This is a genomic window from Acinetobacter sp. Li1LvA2, from assembly GCF_056156705.1.
Window position 1 is genome coordinate 214133 of record NZ_JBSICF010000002.1, and the last position, 19876, is coordinate 234008.

A 19876-nucleotide genomic window follows, 5' to 3' on the forward strand; every position below is an offset into this window, starting at 1 on the left:
AGGGTTAGGGAGGACTAAATTTAAATTAGTGGCGGAAATGGCGCATGCCAGTGAAGACCATTGCAATACCAGCTTCGTCAGCTGCTGCGATTACTTCTTCATCACGCATAGAACCACCTGGTTGAATAATGCATTTAATGCCAGCTTTAGCTGCATTATCAATCCCGTCACGGAACGGGAAGAATGCATCAGATGCCATCACAGCACCTTCAACAACCAAACCTGCATGTTCAGCTTTGATGGCAGCAATACGAGCTGAGTTAACACGGCTCATTTGACCTGCACCAACACCAATAGTCTGGCGATTTTTCGCATAAACAATTGCATTTGATTTTACATATTTCGCAACTTTCCAAGCAAAGATCAGGTCATCAATTTCTTGTTCAGTTGGTGCGCATTTAGTTACTACTTTAAGATCATCTTTAGTAATCATACCTAAGTCTTGATCTTGAACTAATAAACCGCCATTAACGCGTTTGTAGTCAAGTTGTGGTGCACGTGCATCAATCGCAGGTAATTCGCCACAGACTAAAACACGTACGTTTTTCTTAGCACCAGTAACTTCAAGCACACCATCAGCAATACTTGGAGCAATAATAACTTCAACGAATTGACGGTCAACGATTGCTTGAGCAGTTGCAACATCTAACTCACGGTTAAATGCAATAATGCCACCGAAAGCAGATTCTGGATCTGTTGCATAAGCTAAATCGTAAGCAGCTTTAATGCCGTCTAAAGAAACAGCAACACCACAAGGGTTAGCATGTTTTACAATTACACAAGCAGGTTTTGCAAATGATTTAACACATTCAAGTGCAGCATCTGTGTCAGCAATGTTGTTATAAGACAATTCTTTGCCTTGTAACTGTTTTGCTGTAGAAACTGATGCTTCTTTTGCATTTGCTTCAACATAAAATGCAGCAGATTGATGTGGGTTTTCACCGTAACGTAGATCTTGCGCTTTGTTCAATTGAGTGTTGAACGTACGAGGGAATAAATCAGCTTCACCTTCGGTCTTACCAACGCGAGCGCCTAAGTAAGAAGCGATCATGCCATCATATTGAGCAGTATGTTCAAATGCTTTAACAGCTAAATCAAAACGTGTTTCATAAGAAAGTGAACCAGCAGTTTTTAATTCATTGATTACGGTGTCGTAATCTGAAGCATTTACTACAATACCTACAGAAGCATGGTTTTTAGCAGCTGCGCGAACCATTGTAGGACCACCGATGTCGATATTTTCGATTGCATCAGGAAGAGTACAGTCAGGTTTTGCAACTGTCGCAGCGAATGGATAAAGGTTTACAACAACTAGATCAATCGGATCAATATTGTGTTCTTCCATTACTGCTTCGTCTAAGCCGCGACGAGCAAGAATACCGCCATGAATTTTTGGATGTAATGTCTTAACACGACCATCCATCATTTCAGGGAAGCCAGTATGTTCAGATACTTCAACAACTGCGATGTTATTATCTTTAAGCAACTTGTATGTGCCGCCTGTAGATAATAATTCTACCCCTAAAGCTGCAAGGTTTTGAGCAAATTCGACAATTCCTGTCTTATCAGATACAGAAATCAAAGCACGTTTAATAGTCATGATGTTTAATTCAACAATTTCAAGTCTACGGATTAAAACCAATAAGCATAAAAAAATGCCCACGAAGTCGTGAGCATTTTATCATTTATTCACTCATTAAACCGTGAGCTTTTAACTTTTTACGTAAAGTGCCACGGTTGAGTCCAAGAATCTCTGCAGCACGGGTTTGATTACCACGTGTATATTCAAGAACTACAGATAAAAGAGGTTTCTCCATTTCTGCTAGCACCATGTCATATACCTGAGATGGTTGCTCACCTTGCAATTGTGCAAAATAATGACGAACTGCGCGATCCACGTGGATGCGAAGAGCAACATCAGATTGTGCAGTAAAAATAGGAGATTTGCTATTCATGCGAGTTAATCCGAAAATCAAATACTAACTTGGATAAAGTAGTATATAAATGTGGTCTAAAAATACGGAGTCCTGTTTTAGATCCTAAAACAGTGACTCTAAAACATAAGAACAATTAGCTTGCCATATTTCTTCGTATTGAATAAAAAATAAGCGTAACAATAGTTAAATATTTGTTACAGCTCCCTCAAAAACAAAAAAAGTTAGGCTATGTGCTTAAAGTAGAAAAGCACACATGCTTAACAGTATTTTTTTTGGATTGAGAGCGAGGAGTATATGAGTCAAAGCTTTCGTGGCGCGTATCATACCATTGTCTAGGAAAAAGTGAGCAAATTAACTGCATTTTTTTTTATTTTTTTTTCACTTTTTTTACATTTTAGGGGTGGACAATTTCTAATCGATAATTTAATAGGCTTTTTTTGCTTTTGTTTAGCTCAAATTGGAATCGGAAAGGAGTATTAGAGGGAATGCGTTGAATACCTCGTAAGTTTTCAACAAGATATTGTTGGGGAGTCAATATAATTTCTTCTGTTTTGTTTGGCTCTGTTGTAAAACTCAACTTTAGGTTTGGAAGTTCAATACTTTTATCATTCTGATTAAGCAATATTCCTGAGAATTGCGTATGACTTGTGTCAACTTTGCGGAGTTTTAACTTTTCTATATAAATAAGTTGATATTGTTCGGCTGACTTATTGCAATGCATTATTCCGCAAACATAATTAAAAGCATGGCTAACGGTCGGGCTTGCATGCATGAGCTTAGGATTAAACCAGAGAATTTGAAAACTAAAAACTAAAATTAAAATAAGGTTAGCAGAACTCCAGAGCGTGTAGTACAGCCAACTATGCTTTTTATTATTGTCTTGTTCTTGCGAGGAAGTTTGTTCAGCTAAATTAAGATTTGGCAGAGCATTAATAGGTTCGTTATGAAAATAATTTAAGTTGTTGAGATAAGTTAAAAGATCAATATTGGAATTTTCAACTTTTTGATCAAAGATATCTAACACATGTGAATGTGTCATATATCTCGTTTGCATTGAACCATTGGCTAATGTAGTTGAGTTAACTATGACAGGATTTTCAATATTAATCAGATGGGTGAGTGCATTAAAGCTCGAATCACATTTAGGGCAACAAACCATACCCTGAGCAACAGTCAATTGAGTAAGAGATACTTTATAAACTGTTAAACACTTAGGGCAGCGGGTTTGTTTTTCATTCATGAGTTAAAAGTCTCAATTTATTGTTTTACGTTTTCCTGAAATGCGACACCAGTTCTCTTCGCGCTTTTCGACATCTAATATATCAAAAAATTCAGAATAAACACCTGAAACATCAGCAACTTGCTCTTCAATTACACCTGCGAGTGCGAACTCACCCTCAGATTTAATTAAATTTGCAAACTCTGGCGCAAGTGCCATTAATGGACCAGCCAAAATATTTGCAACTAGAACATCTGCTTGCTGAGGTTTGAACTCTTGATCGAATTCTTCAGGAAGGTCTACATATAGTCCATCTAATACCCCATTAAGTTCAGCATTTTGTTTTGTTGCTAAAACAGCCTGAGGGTCAATATCAGTGGCATATACTTTTTTAGCACCTAATAATAAAGCGGCTACCCCTAAAATTCCTGAACCACAGCCATAATCAATCACGATCTTATCTTTAACGTCAGTTTTACCTAGCCATTGTAAGCATAAGAAAGTACTTGCATGGTTACCTGTACCAAACGCAAGACCTGGATCTAACTTAATGTTGGTTGCATCAGCTTCTGGTGGCTCTAGCCATTCAGGTACGATCCAGAACTTTTCCCCAATTTGGATTGGTTCGTAATAATCCATCCATGCACGTTCCCATACTTGGTCTTCAAGTTCTTCGTGACGTATAGGAGCATCTGGAAGTTGTGCTTTTAAGAAAGCTTCTAAAGTGTCGACATCAATTGGGTCTTGTTCGTCTTGTTGATAGATGCCTGTCACGATTACTTTGTTCCATAAAGGTGTTTCACCTGGTAATGGTTCAAGTAAAGCCTGATCTTCAGCATCATCCAGAGTTACGCTTACCGCACCTAGAGACATTAAAAGTGTTTCTGTGAACTCAACTTGTTCTTGATCAACGGTAATGTGTATTTGTAACCACTTCACGAAAAGGACCTAAAAATTTTATTTAAAGGCGTATTGTAGCGGACTAGACCATTTTAAAAAAGAAAGCGGCTCATCTTTAATGAGCCGCCTTTGAAAATACTGATGAGATGTGGCGGAAAATAAATGACTTCTTCTACCTTATGTCAAAACAGATTAAGGGGCAGGGGCTTTAAATTGTAGTTTACCGTTTTCATTTGGTTCGCAAGTACCATTAAAGGTTACACCATTATGGCTATAAGATACCCATTCACCTTGCTGTTTTTTCATACAAGCTCTAAGTTCTTTTTGCATCACTGATTTGCTTGAATCTGCAGTATGACTAGCTGTTTTGCTTGATTTAGCCATATGAGTCGATTTAGCAGTATGATTCGTCGCAGCGTGGGTAAACGTTACGCCTGAAAAACAAAGGAGAGATGCGGTTAAGATTTTTAACATAGTCGTTTTCATTTTGTGTTCCTTCTCGTTGCGTTAATTTTAAAGTCGTAGAAGTGCTGTACATTTTTTATTCTAGGATGAAAAATTCTTAAAAACATTCACTTTGTATTGAATTCATGCAACAAAATGTCAAAACATGTGGAGTACCGTAAATCATGTAAAGACAATTTTGTAATTATGTACATCAATAAGCAGATAATTTTGCTATAATGTTCCGTCTTTTTTTTCTGGTGTTTTGTACTCATGCACTACCCTAAAGTTTATGATGTTATTGTTATCGGCGGCGGTCACGCAGGTACGGAAGCGGCCCTTGCTGCTGCGCGTATGGGACGACAGACTTTGCTTTTGACCCATAACATTGAGACTTTGGGCCAAATGAGTTGTAACCCAGCAATCGGTGGTATTGGTAAGTCGCATTTAGTACGTGAAATTGATGCACTTGGTGGCGCAATGGCGTTAGCTGCCGATAAAGGTGGTATTCAGTTCCGTATTTTAAACTCGCGTAAAGGTGCAGCAGTGCGTGCAACACGTGCTCAAGCTGACCGTGTGCGCTATAAAGCTGCCATCCGCGATACTTTGGAAAATCAAGCAAATCTTGATATTTTCCAGCAAGCAGCTGATGACCTGATTGTTGAAGGTGATACAGTTAAAGGTGTAGTTACCCAAATGGGTATTCGCTTTGATGCTAAAACTGTTGTGTTGACTACAGGTACATTCTTAGGCGGTGTAATCCACGTTGGTTTAGAAAAATCAAGCGGTGGTCGTGCGGGTGATCCACCTTCTATTGCACTTGCTCAACGTTTACGTGAATTAAAACTACCTGTTGGTCGTTTAAAAACAGGTACTCCACCACGTATTGATGCACGTTCGGTTGATTTTTCAGTCATGATTCCGCAGCCGGGTGATTTCCCATCTCCAGTCATGTCATTCATGGGTGATGCTTCTATGCACCCAGAACAAGTAAATTGTTATATCACGCATACGAATGAAAAAACCCACGACATTATTCGTGGTGGTTTAGATCGTTCACCAATGTATACCGGTGTTATTGAAGGTGTTGGTCCACGTTACTGCCCATCAATCGAAGATAAAATTCACCGTTTCGCTGATAAAGACTCGCATCAAGTATTTTTGGAACCAGAAGGTTTAGATACACACGAGCTTTATCCAAATGGTATTTCGACTTCACTTCCATTTGATGTGCAGTTTGAACTTGTTCGCTCTATTCGTGGTATGGAAAATGCGCATATTTTGCGTCCCGGCTATGCGATTGAATACGATTATTTCAATCCGCAAGCTTTGAAATTCACCCTCGAAACTAAAGCGATTAATGGTCTATATTTTGCTGGCCAAATTAATGGTACGACAGGTTACGAAGAGGCTGGTGCTCAAGGTTTACTTGCTGGTTTAAATGCTGCGCGCCGTGCTTGGGAGCAAGAAGAGTGGACACCTAAGCGTGACCAAGCTTACATGGGTGTGTTGGTTGATGACCTCATCACTTTAGGAACCAAAGAACCGTATCGTATGTTTACCTCACGTGCGGAATACCGTTTGATGCTACGTGAAGACAATGCAGATCAGCGTTTAACGACTGTTGGTCGTGAACTTGGTTTGGTTGATGATATTCGTTGGGCTGCTTATTGTGAAAAAATGGAAGCGGTTGAGCGTGAAACCTCTCGTTTACAACATTTGTGGGCAGCACCAAATAACTCTATGGGTAAAAAATTCGTCGAGATGACGGGTGCTGACTTAAGTAAAGAATGTAGCGCAATTGATTTGCTTAAACGCCCTAATATTAGCTTTGGTCAAATTGCAGAGCTTACTGGTTCTGAAGTTTCTGAGCAGGTTGGTGAGCAAATCGAGATTGCTGTGAAATACGAAGGTTATATTAACCGTCAGCATGAAGATGTGGCACAGTTAAAGCGTCTTGAAGAAACTAAAATTCCTACCGATTTTGACTATGACGTAGTGTCTGGTTTATCTCGCGAAATTACCCAGAAATTAAAAACAGTTCTTCCGGAAACATTAGCTCAAGCAAGCCGTATTCCTGGTGTTACACCAGCAGCTGTTCAGCTTGTAATGATCACAATTCGTAAAAACAATATGATTAAGAAGACAGCTTAATCATTTAAGTGTACAAAAAGCCCAGTTAAGACTGGGCTTTTTTATTTTCTGTTCAAAAAATATATGGAAACTTCCTAAGGAAGAAAATAGATTTCGCTTCCTTTTTTTCTTATTTCACATATTTCAGGTAGCCAGTTATATTAAATTCACGTTCAAACAAGAGGGCTTTAACCATGACAATGAAATCAATTCGCTACAATGGATATGAAATGGCATGCCAATGTTCATGTTCAAAATAGCGCAAAAGAAAGAGCAGATCAGTTTTGTGGGGGGAGAACAGATTGATCTGAAACAACTATAAATATAAGAGCCAATATAAAATTAAGAAAATTATAATTCAAAATCTAAAGAGAACCTTATGGTTCTCTTTTTTATATCTATTTATTCTCAGATTCAATTTCTCGAACAGCGTTGTGTACTTGAATTGGTTCGATATGCAGTAATTTTTTGCCAAAACTACGTAGCCACCACACAAGTTGAGATGTAAAAGGTACTGTTGCGGTAACTTCTACAATATTTTCTTCAAGTGGAATGATAGTTTGGTCCTTACTTAACTGACTTTCATAGAAAGTTCTAGCAGTTTGCTCTGTCATAGTTAATGTGAGCTGGATTGATTCAGTTGGCTGTTTATAGTCCACTCTGAAGCCTAAAGCACCTGAATCAATATAATGATCAATATCAAAATTGACAGGATGCAGTGCTCGACTATCTAAGACTTTTGCTGATTTAAAACGGTGCAAGGCAAACGTTTGGACTTCAGTTTTGTCATGCCGTGTGCAAATCAAATAAATTACTGCACCTTTTTGTACCAAAGCCAAAGGATTTAAAATATAAGTTTTGTCTTCACCTTGATTTACTCGAGCCTGATAAACACATTCAATTTGTTTGTCTTGGAGTAGACCTTCATAAATTGCTTGTTGAGCAGCACGGTCGACTACAGGTGGAATAAGTGGTTGGCTTGCTGGTACGATGCGTACGCGGTTAATCCATTGTCTCACATTGTTTTGTGTAGAGAGACTGCGTTTAGCTAAGTCAAACCAAGGTCCCATCTCATCAAGAAGACTAGGTGGAAGCAAGTGTTTAAGATGCTCCTCAACCATCATAAAGGTTACTGCCTGAGAGCTCGTCATGTGCGGTAAGCTCTGAATAGGCGCATCGGATTGCCACCGCCAGCCCTGAGGTACGGCCTTATTGCTTTCAATCGGAAAGCGCTGAGCAATTTGATTTAAATCACGCTGAATAGTCCTTAAACTGATATCAATACCTTCACGTTCAAGCATTTCTTGTAATTCCCGTGTTCCGATCCATTTACCGGTTGGAAGGCGAGACAAGATCTGCCATTGGCGATATAAACTATTCGAAGTTTCTTTTTCTATTACAGACATAAGCGTAATACATCTATATCCAATTGCTTTGGTGTCAACACAATAAAAAATCTTTACACATTTAGCAAGTTTGTCAGATTCGGTTTACTGAACCTTTTACAATCGATGTTAAGATTTAGAAGAAGAAAGCTATAACAAAACACCGTAAAAATATTAAACATATATAAGTGGCACTGAAATTGCTTATTTAAAAATGAAATATAGATAAATGATAAGACGAGGTGGTTATGTCAGAACAAGAGCATGAATTACATATAGATAATGATTTTTTTATACAAGAGCAGACAACTACGGCACTCATTAACCCAACCTCTTTTTTAGAACATATTTCCGTACAAACCAATCTATTTGAACAGCTAAAATCAGAATTTTTTAATGAGATGCTGGATGATGTGACATCAAATGGAGCGGCTTCTAAAAAAATTGAACAATGGTTGAGTATTCGTACTTTAGATGAGTTAAAAGAATTAAATGCTCAAGCGAAGCAGCATTTTCTTTATCATGGAATTACTTTTAACGTATACGGTGATAAAGAAGGTACAGAGCGAACGATTCCTTTTGATTTAATTCCACGGGTAATTGAAAAAAAACAGTGGGAGAAAATAGCTTCGGGCTGTGCACAGCGTGTTAAAGCATTAAATTATTTCCTAGATGATATTTATCATGGACAACATATTTTAAAAGAACAACTGATTCCCGAAGATCAAATCATGGGGAATGAGGCTTTCCAACCCCACATGCTCAAACATGCTTTGAAAGGTAAAATTTATTCACAAATTAGCGGAATTGATATTATCCGTGATGGTGAGGGAGAGTTTTTTGTATTGGAGGATAATTTAAGAACACCTTCTGGTGTGTCTTACATGATCGAAAGCCGAAACATTAGCCAACAATTGATGCCGGAGCTATGTGCAGCCAATAATTTGCAGGGAATTGAGCATTATCCAAAACTTTTAAAAGAAATCTTGCAGGAGAATTCACCTGCGGACCAGCCTTTTGTGGTGGTACTAACACCGGGACGTTTTAACAGTGCTTTTTATGAGCATGCTTTTCTGGCACGTGAAATGGATGTCCCACTAGTTACAAATCGGGATTTATTTGTAGAAAATGATCAAGTTTTTGTCAAAACTATTCGCGGGCGTCAAAAAGTAGATGTAATTTATCGCCGTTTAGATGACGATTTTCTAGATCCATTAGCATTCCGACCAGACAGTGCATTAGGCGTGGCAGGTCTTATGTCTGCTTATTTGCAAAAAAATGTGGTGATTGCAAATGCGCCTGGAACAGGGGTAGCTGATGATAAATCTATTTATCCTTACGTAGACCAAATGATTCAATACTATTTGGGTGAAACACCAATCTTAAAAAATGTACCTACTTATCAGTGCCGTAAAGATGAACATTTAGATTATGTGCTGTCTAATTTAGATCAATTGGTTGTTAAAGAAGCACAGGGTTCGGGTGGTTATGGCATGTTAATTGGGCCTAAAGCAAGCTCGTGTGAAATTGATGACTTTAGGAAAAAATTGATCGCAACCCCTCATATGTACATTGCACAACCTACCTTAGCTTTATCTGTTGCTCCGACTTTAACTACAGGAGGGGTGGCTGAACGTCACATCGACTTACGTCCATTTGTATTGAGTTCACCTTATCGTACAGAAATAGTACCGGGTGGCTTAACACGTGTGGCGATGCAGGCTGGCTCTCTAGTCGTAAATTCGTCCCAAGGTGGCGGTATAAAAGATACATGGGTTGTCGAAACATTACATTCCTGATTGTAGGTTAAAGAGGAACTTTATGGTTTTACTCAATTCGAGTGCGCATCAAATATATTGGTTGGGTCGATATTTAATGCGAATTAAATTCGCAGCCTCTCATTTACCCTTTACACAAGATGAGAAAGCAACAAAATTTGCAGCAGCATTTGGTTTGGTTATAGAAAATGCTGAATTACTAAATCACTATATGTTAGACAAGAAGCAAACATTTTCATTACTGAACCAGTTCATTATTGCTAAAGATAATATTCAGGAACTAAGAGGTATATTGTCATCAAAGGCTTATGCAGAATTAAATCATGTTATTAACACGCTACAAGCTCAACCTGAAATCTTGAGAAATGCGGTTGGACAATGTACTCAAATACTAGAAGCGGAAAATGAAGATGTTTGTTTATTTCTGCATTTAGGTCAAAAAATAGAGCAATTTGATATTGAGTTACGTTTTGGGCAAGATTTATCTCCTCTGGTGTTGGAGCTAGATATTTTGGTGAAGCGGCTTGCTGATTTAGGGTGGGAGAATATAAATCAAAATTGGCAAGTGCTGAAGCAGCAACTTACTTGGGATGCTTATTATACTTTTACGCAGCAGTTGGAAAATATGTTTGAGGTCTGATTATGAAATTGATGGTTAATCATCAAACGCATTATAGCTATACGGAAACTGCTCAAAACAGTATTCAGTATATTAAAATGATGCCTCAAACATCGCCACATCAACATGTTATGAATTGGGCAATTAGCGTGCCGGGTGACAAAACGATCAAAAGGGACATATTTAACAATGTCTGGATGACGGCTAGTCAGCGCTATCAATACCAACATCTTACATTCATGGCTCAAGGGATTGTTGAGCTTCAAGATTTAGAGCTGGGTTGTGTAAATTTATCTACACCTACAAATTTGTTTTTGCAGATGACAGGTGCAACCCGATGTGATTCAGAAATGTTGGATTTTGCTAGAAATATTGTAGTAGTCAAAGATCGACAGCATATTGCATTATTAAGTGAATATATTTTGCAGAAAATACTTTATCAGCCTGAAAGTACTTCAGTTCAGACAACTGCAACTGAAGCCTTTCATGCTGGAGAAGGTGTATGCCAAGATCATGCTCATGTTTTAATTGCAATGTGTCGTGCGCTACAATTACCAGCACGTTATGTCTCTGGTTATCTATTTGATCAAAACTATCCGCACCTTGCCAGTCACGCTTGGGCGGAAGTATTTGTAGAAAATCAATGGTATTGTTTTGATGTAAGCAATCAGTTGTTTACACCCAAACATCATATCTACCTTGCAGTTGGCCGTGACTATCTTGATGTGGCACCTATTCGTGGTGTAAGAGAGCAAGGTGGAGTTGAGAACATGATGTCTGTGGTTCAAGTGTTGGCATGTTGAATGTAAAGAGAATGAAATGACTTATTGTTGTGCGCTAAGATTGGAACAAGGTTTAGTGTTTATTAGTGACACGAGGACTAATGCAGGAGTTGACCATATTTCTGTGTTCCGAAAATTGCATACTTTCGGCGTTACCGGAGAACGTTTTATTGCTTTGCAAACAGCCGGTAATTTAGCCACAACACAAGCTGTTATAGGTCATTTGCAAAATGCACTTACTTTGCAGCAAGAGCCTAATTTATATAGTGTTAATACGATGTTCGAGGCAGCAGAACTCATAGGTAAAACTTTAAAAGCTGTTTTAGAGGATATTAGTTCGGACACCCAAGAACAAATGAATTATGCCTGTAGTATTTTGGTGGGTGGACAGATTAAAGGTGGTGACATGCAACTTTATAATGTCTATCCACAAGGCAATTTTATTTGTGCAACGACGGATACGCCTTATTTTCAAATTGGTGAAAGTAAATATGGCAAACCGATTCTGGACAGGGCTTTATATTATGCAATGCCATTAGATGATGCATTACGTTGTAGCTTAATTTCTTTTGATTCAACTTTACGTTCAAATGTTTCTGTTGGTTTACCACTGGATGCATTGATTTATATGAAAGATAGCTTTGTAATTCCGATGGGAAAACGAATTACAGAAGATGATCCTTATTTTTCACAAATTAGTCGGCAATGGTCGGATACTCTACGCCGTGGCTTACAGGAAATGCCAAAACCGACTGATGACTACTGGCGATAAAATTTTGAGTACATATATAAAAAAATCCAAGCATGCTTGGATTTTTTTTAATTTTATTATTTAACTGCTTTTACGAGTGGGACGATTGCTTAGGCGACAGAGTAATTCATATCCTATCGTTCCGTTTGCATCCGCAACATCATCCACTAGACGGTGTGCACCCCAGAGTTCGACTGGCGTACCTAATTTTATTTGCAGACCTGTCACATCGATTGCAAGCATATCCATACTCACTCGGCCTACAACCGCACAGAGCTGTTTGTCAATAGCGACATAGTTCTGTTTAATATAAGCTCGTGGATAACCATCACCATAACCTATAGAAACAATCGCAATATCCATAGCTTGCTTTGCACAAAAAGTGGAGCCATAACCAACATGCTCATTAGTCTGAATATGGTTGAGTGCAATGACTTCTGCTGAAAAAGTCATGACTGGTTTTAAGTCAAGAACATGGATTGTCTTATCAGCAAAAGGTGAGGCGCCGTAAAGCATAATACCCGGACGAACATAATCAAAATGTAATTCTGGCCATTTATAAATAGCAGCAGAGTTACAGCAAGATGCTAAAACTGGATCACAAGCTTGTTTAACTTGTAAAAATTGTTGCTTTTGTTGTTCGTTAAGCGGGTGGTCTACATCTGCATTTGCGAAATGCATCGCCAGCACACAGGTAAATCCTTCGGCTTTTAAGTTTTTAATAACTTTAATAATTTCAGTAACTTTAAAGCCTAAACGGTTCATGCCGCTATTAAGCTTAACCCAGACTTTTAAATCTTGAGCGATGTATTTTTGCTTATATTTAATTAACCATTCAAATTGTTGTTGATGGTGAATCACACATTCAAATTTTTGTTCAATTGCAATTGGCATTTCATCTTCAGAAAATACCCCTTCAATTAAAGTAACAGGTTGTTGAAATCCGAGTTCACGAATTTCTAAACCTTCTTGTAGGCAGGCGACACCAAAGGCATCTGAGGCATTTAAGGCTGCTAAACAGTCTTTGATTCCATGTCCATAAGCATTAGCTTTCACCATACTTACAATTTTTGAATTTGCTGCGAGTTGTTTGACACGGTTTAAATTATATTGAAGCGCATTGCGATCAATATAAACTGTTGCTTGGCGCACCCTCATTTACTCCTTTGGGCTAGAGATAGAGTTTATTCTTCATCATCATATTGGCTGTAATACTCAGGAGAGAGATTACTAAATCGAGTATATTGACCTTCAAAGGCAAGACGGACTGAACCAATCGGACCGTTACGCTGCTTACCAATAATAATTTCTGCGGTACCAGCTTCTTTCGACTCTTTGTTATAAACCTCATCACGGTAAATAAACATAATTAAGTCGGCATCCTGCTCGATCGCACCAGATTCACGTAAGTCGGACATTACTGGGCGTTTATTTGGACGGTTTTCCAGACTTCGGTTGAGCTGGGAAAGTGCGATAACTGGGCATTGCATTTCTTTTGCTAATGCTTTCAAGCTACGTGAAATTTCGGAAATCTCACCTACACGGTTATCACCCATGCCTGGAACTTTCATGAGCTGCAAGTAATCGACCATGATACATCCAATTTTGCCATCATGCATTTTTGCAACGCGTCGAGCGCGGGCACGAAGTTCCGTTGGAGGTAGGGCAGATGAGTCATCAATATACAAATGCATTTGTTGAAGTTGTAAAATGGTACCAGTCACCTTGGTCCATTCATCTGCATCTAAGTTACCCGAACGTAAATGCCCTTGGTGAACTTTACCCATTGCAGAAATAAGACGCATCGCAATCGAGTCTGCTGGCATCTCCATAGAGAATACCAGAGCGGGTAGCTTGTTATATTGCAAAACACTTTCAACCAAATTCATGGCAAAAGTAGTTTTCCCCATCGATGGACGTGCAGCAACAATAATTAAGTCACCTGGCTGCATACCTGATGTTTTGTTATCAAGTTCTAAGAAGCCTGTGGTTAAACCTGTAATATTGCCATCTAGTTTTGAGAGTTCATCAAGTTTACTAATTACATCGGCAGTAACAGAGCTAATAGATTTGGGACCTGCATCCTTTTTATTGTTATTGTGCTGTTCTGCTAAAGAGAAAATACTCGTTTCGGCCAAGTCTAGAATTTCACTAACGCCACGACCTTTTGTGTCATAAGCATTTTGTAAAATTTCAGTACTGACTTTAATCATGCTGCGAAGTGTAGAGAACTCTTTAATTTTACTGGCATACGTTTCTAAGTTATAGAAACTTGATGGCGAATCAGCCATAAGCTGCATTAAATACTCTTCGCCACCAATTGCATCGAGTAAATTTTGTTTTAATAGCCAGTCACTTACTAATACAGCATCATAAGGAGAGTTTTCTTGTGCTAGTTTCTCAATGGCACGATAGATATATTTGTGACGTGTTGCATAAAAATCATTTTCTTTTAATAAGTCGCTGACTTGCTCAAAAGATTCGGCAACTGTCATTAAGGCCGCAAGAACAGCCTGCTCAATGGCTAAATTGTGTGGGGGAGTGCGAAACTCTTTAAGTTGGCCTGATTCACTCGTCTTATTTTCTGTTGGAGATGAAAGAGTTAAAGAAGTGGCATTCGCCTGAGACATAATTAGACCTGATGATAAAGAAAGATGTACGCAAATAGCCTGTGAGGCCGAGAACTATCTTAAAACAAAATGAAATAAACTACCTAATTAAAAAACCAATTAAACTAAAGAACTGATCAGGAATTAATATATCTTATTTTAAAAATAGGGCACATAAAAAAAGAGCATGCAGAAGCATGCTCTTTTTTTGATGAGAAATTACTCAGATACGATAGTAACGAGAACTTCTGCAACAACATCATGATGCAATTGGATTGCGATGTTGAATTCACCAGTGTGACGAAGCGCGCCATTCGGTAAACGAACTTCTGCACGGTCAACTGTAAGACCAGCATTCGTTAAAGCGTCAGCGATGTCACGAGTACCGATAGAACCGAAGAGTTTACCTTCGTCACCAGCTTTAGCAGTGATAACGATGTTAACTTCATTCAATTGTTCAGCACGTGCTTGAGCAGCAGCTAAAATTTCAGCTTCTTGCTTTTCAAGTTCAGCGCGACGAGCTTCGAAAGCAGCAGTGTTAGCTTCAGTAGCTGCAACTGCTTTACCTTGAGGGATAAGGAAGTTACGGCCGTAACCAGCTTTAACTGATACTTTATCGCCTAATTTACCAAGGTTCTTAATGCGTTGTAATAAGATAACGTCCACAGATCACCTCACTTATGGTTGTCAGTGTACGGAATCAAAGACAAGTAGCGAGCTTGCTTGATAGCAAGAGCTAATTGACGTTGATAACGAGCTTTAGTACCAGTGATACGGCTAGGAACAATCTTGCCGTTTTCAGTGATGTACTGTTTTAAAGTATCGATATCTTTGTAGTCGATGTACACAACATTCTCAGCTGTAAAGCGGCAGAACTTGCGACGACGGTAAAAACGTGCCATTGATGTTCTCCTTATTCAGCGTCTTGAGCAACTTGCTGTGCTTCTTCACGTTGAGCTTTACGCGCACGCTTTTCTTCAGCACTTTTAGCAAGCAATGACTCTTCAGTGATTGCGTGTTCACGACGAATGATAAGGTTACGAATGATCGCGTCATTATAACGGAACAATTCTTCTAACTCATCAAGTGTAGTTTGACCACACTCAACATTCATAAGAATGTAGTGCGCTTTGTGAATTTTGTTAATTGGGTAAGCCAATTGACGACGGCCCCAATCTTCTAAACGGTGAATTTGACCTTCAGCTTCTTTGATCTGAGAGATATAGCGTTCAACCATACCTACAACTTGATCGCTTTGATCTGGGTGTACTAAAAGTACGATTTCGTAATGACGCATTGTCAGCTCCTTACGGTTTAAACAGCCCCTAATAAATAAAAAATTAGAAGCAAGGAGTCATAACTTGAAAGTTATGTCGCAAAATTTGCGAAGGCTGAATTATAAGTAAAAGTTCGACTAAAAACAAATCTTTTGATGAGAAAAGTAAAACTTCTTTACTATCGAGGAGGAAATCCTCCCTTATTTAAAAGAGAGGAAGATTTGGAGCAGGGGATTGATAGGTAAAGCTAAAGCTCAAACTTAACAGGGTAATTAATATGACCGAGTAAAGGAAAAAACGTTTAGCCCAAAGTTGGTCATTTTCAGCTTTAAAGCCAATAATTGATAAATAGAACCAATATGCTGTTAATGCATTAAAGGTTACTAGAAAAAATATATTGGTATAGCCAAAACAATATAAACCATTCAATACGGCTGCAAACAACACAATATAAATGACACACTCTATTTTCGTACGATAAATAGAACGTGCAACAGGCAGAATGGGAATTCCCGCATTTTTGTAATCGTCAAAACGATAAATAGCAATTGCCCATGAATGTGGCATTTGCCATAGCGCGTAAGCTAAAAACAAAAGTAAAGCGGCTACATCAAAATGATGAGTTACTGCTGTATAACCAATAACAGGAGGGCTCGCTCCGGAAATACTACCAATGACGGTTTGATGAATTGAGGTACGTTTTGTCCACAAACTATAAAAACCGACATAGACAATAAAACCAATCATTGCAAACAAGAAAGCGTAAGCATTTACACCAAACCACAAAATACTAAAACCGATAAGTCCAAGAACAAATGCATATATAAGTGCAACAGTAGGAGAGATGGTTTTTTTGACTAATGCACGGTTTTGCGTGCGCTGCATTTTTGTGTCGATGTCTTGGTCTATCACATTATTTACAACACAACCAGAAGCGACAACTAAAGTTGTTCCAAGTAAGGTGAGTAGTAATAATAAGATGTCTATAGAGCCTTGGGCGGCTAAGAAAAAGCCGCCTAAGGTGGTAATGAAATTACCGAAGAGAATTCCTGGTTTAGTCAGGAATAGATATTTTTTCAACATGACAATCAGTTTAGATCATCATATTGTAGTGAAGGTAATTCATAATCCACACAGAACCGATTAAAAGCACAGCGATACATAAGATTGTGTAGATGAATGCAATCATATTCCAGCGTTGTTCAGATGATGTATTCATGTGTAGGAAGTACACAAGTTGTACAAGAACCTGAGCAACAGCAGCGATAGCAATTACTGTAACTAAGATGCCACGACTGAAACCACCCGCCATCACCATCCCGAACGGGATGATGGTGAGGATAACAGAAAGGATAAATCCAACAGTGTATTGCTTAAAGTTACCGTGTGACGCACCTGCAGCATTATGGTCATGACTACTCATTAGAGAACTCCCAGTAAGTAAACGACGCTGAATACACAGATCCAAACGATGTCAAGGAAGTGCCAGAACAAGCTTAAGCAAGCTAGACGACGTGTATTCGGTAATGTCAAACCTTTAGTTTTGATTTGATACATCAATACCAACATCCACACTAAACCAGAAGTTACGTGGATACCGTGTGTACCAACCAAAGTAAAGAACGATGATAAGAATGCACTGTGAGTTGGACCATGACCTTCTTCTACAAGGTGATGGAACTCATAAAGCTCCATTCCAATGAACGTTGCACCAAAAAGGAATGTAATAAATAACCAAGTAATAACTTGATTTACATTCTTTTTATAAGATGCAAGTACAGCAAAACCGAAAGTTACCGATGAAATCAATAAGGCAAATGTTTCAGTTAAAACGTAGCCTAATGAATCATGGAACAGGTCATATGCACTTGGAGTTCCTGGTGGAATATGACTGCTTAATACAGCGAACGCAATGAAGAGTGATCCGAAAAGAATCAAGTCACTCATCAAGTATGTCCAGAAACCAAAGACCGTTAAGTCAGTATCATCATGTTCATGATGACCATCGTGGCCGTGGTTGTCGTGATGAAGTACTTCAGCCATTTCCTTAGTCCTTCTTCAAGTGTTTTTCAAGTAAAGCATAGCGTTCGTTTTCAATACGCTCAACTTCAGCAGCAGGAACGTAGTAATCAACATTCTTAGTGAATGAGCTTACGATCAAGCTAACAACAGCTGAAACGAATGAAACAACAACGAGCCACCAAATATGCCAGATGAGTGCAAAGCCAAGAAGAGTAATGAACATTGCAATGACAAAACCAGCAGCACGATCAGTCGGCATGTGGATGTCTTCATATTTAGTGTTACGTGCGTATGCTACACCATTTTCTTTGTCAGTCCAGAAACGGTCAATACCGCTTGCATCTGGTTCATGCGCAAAGTTATAGAACGGAGCAGGGGAAGAAGTCGCCCATTCAAGCGTACGTGCATCCCATGGATCGCCTGTAAGGTCCATGTTGTCTTTGCGTTGTAAGAAACCAACAATGATTTGCATTAAGAAACATGCAATACCAATCGCAACGAGAACAGCACCAAATAATGCAATTGCAAGGTAAGGATCCCATTCTGGGTTGTCATATGTATTCAAACGACGAGTCATACCCATGAAACCAAGGATATAAAGTGGCATGAATGCAAAATAGAAACCGAAGAACCAGAACCAGAACGCAGCTTTACCCCATGCTTCATTGAGCTTCCAACCAAACATTTTTGGCCAGTAGTAAATGATGCCGGCAAACATACCAAACACCACACCACCGATAATTACGTTATGGAAGTGAGCGATCAAGAATAATGAGTTGTGTACAAGGAAGTCCGCAGGTGGAACAGCCATAAGTACACCAGTTAAACCACCGATACCAAATGTAATAAGGAAGCCAAGCGTCCACAACATTGGAGTAGTAAAGGTGATGCGACCTTTATACATGGTGAATAACCAAGAGAAGATTTTCACACCAGTAGGAATCGCAATAACCATGGTCATGATACCGAAGAACGCGTTAACGTTCGCACCAGCACCCATGGTAAAGAAGTGGTGAAGCCATACAACGAACGCAAGAACTGTAATCGCGATAGTTGCATACACCATAGACTTGTAACCGAACAACGCTTTACGAGAGAAGGTTGCAACGATTTCTGAGTATAGACCAAATGCTGGTAATACTAAGATATATACTTCAGGGTGACCCCATGTCCAGATCAAGTTCACATAAAGCATTGGGCTACCGCCAAGCTCATTTGTGAAGAAATGGAAACCGAAGTAACGGTCTAGAGTTAACATTGCAAGTGTACCTGTTAATACAGGGAACGATGCAATGATTAATACAGCCGTACAAAGTGAAGTCCACGTAAAAATAGGCATGTCCATTAATTTCATGCCAGGTGCACGCATTTTTATGATGGTAACGAAGAAGTTAACACCAGATAAAAGCGTACCTAGACCAGAAACCTGAAGTGCCCAGATATAGTAGTCAACACCTACACCAGGAGAATATTGAATGCCAGACAGAGGAGGGTAAGCCATCCAACCAGTCGCAGCAAATTCACCTAATACAAGTGAAAGCATCATCAAACCAGCAGCACCAGCGAATAACCAGAAGCTTAAAGAGTTCAATAATGGGAATGCAACGTCACGAGCACCAATCTGTAATGGTACAGAGATGTTCATCATACCAACAACAAGACCCATTGCTACGAAGAAGATCATGATTACACCGTGTGCGGTGAAGATCTGGTCGTAATGGTCTGGATGTAGATAACCTTCGCCGCCGCCTTTAGCGAGGAAAAGTTGTAGACGCATCATAATTGCATCGGCGAAACCACGCAAAAGCATGACCACAGATACAAGAATGTACATGATACCAATTTTTTTATGGTCTACCGTAATAAACCACTCATTCCACAAGTATCCCCATTTTTTGAAATAGGTGATACCGCCAAGCACAACAATTGCACCAAGTGCCATAAGGACCATGGTGACAAGCACGATTGGCTCTGTCGGGATAGAGTCCCAACCCAGTTTACCAAAAATCATATCCATGTC

Annotated in this window: 20 protein-coding genes; 5 read left to right on the top strand and 15 right to left on the bottom strand. The window is 39.1% G+C overall.

Annotated features, from left to right (window positions below):
• Nucleotides 1-25: 25 nt before the first annotated feature.
• The 5 genes from purH to ACS604_RS05630 all read right to left on the bottom strand — a co-directional run bounded on the left by purH (nt 26) and on the right by ACS604_RS05630 (nt 4542).
• Nucleotides 26-1600, bottom strand: a complete 1575-nt coding sequence (purH, locus tag ACS604_RS05610) for a bifunctional phosphoribosylaminoimidazolecarboxamide formyltransferase/IMP cyclohydrolase (protein ID WP_013197325.1) — start codon at nt 1598-1600, stop codon at nt 26-28.
• 85 nt (nt 1601-1685) lie between these two features.
• Nucleotides 1686-1955 (bottom strand): DNA-binding transcriptional regulator Fis, encoded by a 270-nt coding sequence (fis, locus tag ACS604_RS05615; protein WP_001086304.1) that lies wholly within the window; start codon nt 1953-1955, stop codon nt 1686-1688.
• Between the two features lie 376 nt (nt 1956-2331).
• Nucleotides 2332-3177, bottom strand: coding sequence for a zinc-ribbon and DUF3426 domain-containing protein (locus ACS604_RS05620; RefSeq protein ID WP_474770672.1), 846 nt, complete (start codon nt 3175-3177; stop codon nt 2332-2334).
• 12 nt (nt 3178-3189) lie between these two features.
• On the bottom strand, nt 3190-4095 hold the full coding sequence (gene prmA, locus ACS604_RS05625; RefSeq protein WP_474770674.1) for a 50S ribosomal protein L11 methyltransferase: 906 nt from the start codon (nt 4093-4095) through the stop codon (nt 3190-3192).
• A 153-nt stretch (nt 4096-4248) separates the two neighbouring features.
• Nucleotides 4249-4542 (bottom strand): hypothetical protein, encoded by a 294-nt coding sequence (locus ACS604_RS05630; RefSeq protein ID WP_151963145.1) that lies wholly within the window; start codon nt 4540-4542, stop codon nt 4249-4251.
• A gap of 231 nt (nt 4543-4773) precedes the next feature.
• On the opposite strand from ACS604_RS05630, the gene mnmG reads away from it, so the two are divergent.
• Nucleotides 4774-6654, top strand: coding sequence for a tRNA uridine-5-carboxymethylaminomethyl(34) synthesis enzyme MnmG (gene mnmG / locus ACS604_RS05635; RefSeq protein WP_474770677.1), 1881 nt, complete (start codon nt 4774-4776; stop codon nt 6652-6654).
• Between the two features lie 377 nt (nt 6655-7031).
• Here mnmG and ACS604_RS05640 read toward each other — a convergent pair whose 3' ends face one another.
• Nucleotides 7032-8039: a helix-turn-helix transcriptional regulator gene (locus ACS604_RS05640; RefSeq protein WP_213066385.1), complete on the bottom strand. Its 1008-nt coding sequence runs from the start codon at nt 8037-8039 to the stop codon at nt 7032-7034.
• Nucleotides 8040-8266: 227 nt separating this feature from the next.
• Between ACS604_RS05640 and ACS604_RS05645 the strand changes: the two genes are divergently transcribed.
• Genes ACS604_RS05645 through ACS604_RS05660 form a run of 4 tightly spaced genes read left to right on the top strand, consistent with a single transcriptional unit; the run spans nt 8267 to nt 11969 of the window.
• Nucleotides 8267-9817, top strand: a complete 1551-nt coding sequence (locus ACS604_RS05645; RefSeq protein WP_111854270.1) for a circularly permuted type 2 ATP-grasp protein — start codon at nt 8267-8269, stop codon at nt 9815-9817.
• A gap of 22 nt (nt 9818-9839) precedes the next feature.
• A complete protein-coding gene (locus ACS604_RS05650) occupies nt 9840-10436 on the top strand; it encodes an alpha-E domain-containing protein (RefSeq protein WP_174759384.1) in 597 nt (198 codons plus the stop codon).
• Between the two features lie 2 nt (nt 10437-10438).
• On the top strand, nt 10439-11218 hold the full coding sequence (locus ACS604_RS05655) for a transglutaminase family protein (RefSeq protein ID WP_004791445.1): 780 nt from the start codon (nt 10439-10441) through the stop codon (nt 11216-11218).
• A 16-nt stretch (nt 11219-11234) separates the two neighbouring features.
• Nucleotides 11235-11969, top strand: coding sequence for a proteasome-type protease (locus tag ACS604_RS05660; protein WP_004791447.1), 735 nt, complete (start codon nt 11235-11237; stop codon nt 11967-11969).
• A 60-nt stretch (nt 11970-12029) separates the two neighbouring features.
• Here ACS604_RS05660 and alr read toward each other — a convergent pair whose 3' ends face one another.
• The 9 genes from alr to cyoB form a co-directional block, all read right to left on the bottom strand.
• Nucleotides 12030-13100: an alanine racemase gene (gene alr, locus ACS604_RS05665; RefSeq protein WP_174729417.1), complete on the bottom strand. Its 1071-nt coding sequence runs from the start codon at nt 13098-13100 to the stop codon at nt 12030-12032.
• Nucleotides 13101-13132: 32 nt separating this feature from the next.
• Nucleotides 13133-14578, bottom strand: a complete 1446-nt coding sequence (gene dnaB, locus ACS604_RS05670; RefSeq protein WP_004791451.1) for a replicative DNA helicase — start codon at nt 14576-14578, stop codon at nt 13133-13135.
• A 198-nt stretch (nt 14579-14776) separates the two neighbouring features.
• Nucleotides 14777-15223, bottom strand: a complete 447-nt coding sequence (rplI, locus tag ACS604_RS05675; RefSeq protein WP_004700828.1) for a 50S ribosomal protein L9 — start codon at nt 15221-15223, stop codon at nt 14777-14779.
• A gap of 8 nt (nt 15224-15231) precedes the next feature.
• Entirely contained in the window at nt 15232-15459 is a 228-nt protein-coding gene (gene rpsR, locus ACS604_RS05680; protein WP_004791454.1) for a 30S ribosomal protein S18, read from the bottom strand.
• An 11-nt stretch (nt 15460-15470) separates the two neighbouring features.
• Nucleotides 15471-15854, bottom strand: coding sequence for a 30S ribosomal protein S6 (rpsF, locus tag ACS604_RS05685; protein ID WP_004791455.1), 384 nt, complete (start codon nt 15852-15854; stop codon nt 15471-15473).
• Between the two features lie 184 nt (nt 15855-16038).
• Nucleotides 16039-16917 carry a heme o synthase gene (gene cyoE / locus ACS604_RS05690; RefSeq protein ID WP_004791458.1) on the bottom strand — a complete coding sequence of 293 codons (879 nt, stop codon included), beginning with the start codon at nt 16915-16917 and terminating at the stop codon, nt 16039-16041.
• A gap of 10 nt (nt 16918-16927) precedes the next feature.
• Nucleotides 16928-17257, bottom strand: coding sequence for a cytochrome o ubiquinol oxidase subunit IV (locus ACS604_RS05695; RefSeq protein WP_004643325.1), 330 nt, complete (start codon nt 17255-17257; stop codon nt 16928-16930).
• Nucleotides 17257-17877: a cytochrome o ubiquinol oxidase subunit III gene (gene cyoC / locus ACS604_RS05700; RefSeq protein WP_005306751.1), complete on the bottom strand. Its 621-nt coding sequence runs from the start codon at nt 17875-17877 to the stop codon at nt 17257-17259. The genes ACS604_RS05695 and cyoC overlap by 1 nt, the downstream gene beginning before the upstream one ends.
• Before the next feature lie 4 nt (nt 17878-17881).
• Nucleotides 17882-19873 (bottom strand): cytochrome o ubiquinol oxidase subunit I, encoded by a 1992-nt coding sequence (gene cyoB, locus ACS604_RS05705; protein WP_004791462.1) that lies wholly within the window; start codon nt 19871-19873, stop codon nt 17882-17884.
• Between the last annotated feature and the right edge of the window lie 3 nt (nt 19874-19876).